The 1,773-nt window shown below is 72.5% G+C and carries 3 protein-coding genes; 1 reads left to right on the top strand and 2 read right to left on the bottom strand.

Annotated features, from left to right (window positions below; translation table 11 throughout):
* On the bottom strand, positions 1-558 hold a 558-nt coding region (locus tag AC3XYG_RS29685; protein WP_489143482.1), incomplete at its 3' end, for a uracil-DNA glycosylase family protein.
* Positions 559-796: 238 nt separating this feature from the next.
* Between AC3XYG_RS29685 and AC3XYG_RS29680 the strand changes: the two genes are divergently transcribed.
* On the top strand, positions 797-1,393 hold the full coding sequence (locus AC3XYG_RS29680) for a TetR/AcrR family transcriptional regulator (RefSeq protein ID WP_489143481.1): 597 nt from the start codon (positions 797-799) through the stop codon (positions 1,391-1,393).
* Between the two features lie 4 nt (positions 1,394-1,397).
* Here AC3XYG_RS29680 and AC3XYG_RS29675 read toward each other — a convergent pair.
* Positions 1,398-1,773: Sir2 family NAD-dependent protein deacetylase (locus AC3XYG_RS29675; RefSeq protein ID WP_489143480.1), on the bottom strand; the 376-nt coding region annotated here is incomplete at its 5' end.

The raw sequence follows: 1,773 nt of genomic DNA, 5'->3' as shown, positions 1-1,773 counted from the left end.
CAGGGCAGCCGCGGCTCTAACCCGCAGAACGGGCAGAAGTTCATCCTCGAACCACGGATGGCGCTTCAGCCAGCCGGTGTTGCGCCAGCTGGGGTGCGGCAGCGGCAGGAAATCGGGGCCGTAATCGCGCCAGGCGGCGACGGTTTCGGTCATGGTCGGCTGCCGGCGGGCGCCGAGGTAATAGGCCTGGGCCTGGGCGCCAACCAACAGGGTCAGCCGGATCTCCGGCATCAGCGGGCGCAGGCGGGGATGCCAGGTCTCGGCGCAGATCTTCGGCGCCGGATAGTCGCCGCCCTTCGGGTCGGTGCCCGGGAAGCACAGGCCCATCGAGACCAGCGCCACCCGGCTGTCGTCGTAGAAGGTGGCGGCATCGAAGCCCAGCCAATGCCGCAGCCGGTCGCCGCTGGGGTCGGTCCAGGACCGGCCGCTGGCATGCACCCGCGCGCCGGGCGCCTGGCCGACGATCATCAGCCGCGCCGTTGTCGAGGCATGCAGCACCGGGCGGGGCGGGTGCGGAAAGGTGCCGGCGCAGATCCGGCACGCCCGTGCCGCCGCCATCACCGCCTCCAGCCCGCCTGTCTCCAGCCCGCCTGTCTCCAGCCCGCCTGTCTCCAGCTTGTCTGCCGTCGTCGTTGCCATCGTTCCGGTCTAAGGCAGCCGGGCGGCGGCGCCAAGCGGCTGCGGCGTCAGGTCCGACCCGCGCGTCGCGCCGCCGGCCGATAATGGGCGTTGCTTTCCCGATGATGATCACCATCCTTGCTGGCGCAAGGGGACGGCTGACCGAGGTGTGGACGAGATGCGGCTGACGAAGGAGCAGGCGGCGCGGAACCGCCAGACGATCGTCGACACGGCGGCGCGCCTGTTCCGGACCCGGGGCATCGACGGAGTCGGCCTGGCCGACCTGATGAAGGAGGCCGGCTTCACCCATGGCGGCTTCTACAATCACTTCGATTCCAAGGAAGCCCTGGCGGCCGAGGCCTGCTGCGCCGCCTTTACCCAATCGGTCGACTATCTGCAGGGCCGGCTGGAGGCGGCGGGCGCGGACGCGCCTGGGGCGCTGGCCGAGACCCTCCAGGGCTATCTGTCGCCGGCGCATCGCGACTCTCCCGATGGCGGCTGCCCGACCGCGGCGATGGTGGCGGATGCCTGCCGCCCGGGCACGCCGATCCAGGCCCCTTTCGCCGACGGCATTGAGGATTACCTGGCCCTGCTGACGGAGCATTTCGCCGCCGGAGCCGAGGACGCCGCCGCCCGCGAGGCGGCGCGGGAGCGGGCGGCCTGCGTGCTCAGCGGCATCGTCGGGGCGCTGATCCTGTCGCGCGCGGTGGCCGCGGCCAAGCCGGCGCTGTCGGACGAAATCCTGGCCGCCGCCCGCCGCCGGTTGCCGGCCTGAGGCTCTACCGGCGGGGCGGAAAATCGCCCGCCAGCAGCGTCTCGACGAACTCCGGCACCAGCCGCGTCGCCGGGCCGTGGCGGCGGATCGCGAACAGGCCGGATCCCTCTCCCGGCTCCAGGTTCAGCTCGACCGTCAGGGCCCGGGCGTCCAGCGCCTGGTGGACGAAGGCGGCGGCAGGGTAGACGGTGCCCGAGGTGCCGATCGACACGAACAGCCGGCAGGCGGCCAGCGCCGCCTCGATCTCCGCCATCGCCAGCGGCATCTCGCCGAACCACACCACATCCGGCCGCATGCCGCCGCTGGTGCCGCAGGCGGGGCAGGGGGTGTCGACCGACAGGTCGCCGGCCCAGTCGCAACCGCCGCCGCAGGATTCGCAG

Source organism: Inquilinus sp., from assembly GCF_057815775.1.
The sequence above is the reverse complement of the archived record's forward strand: the minus strand, read 5'-3'. Positions and strand labels throughout refer to the sequence as shown.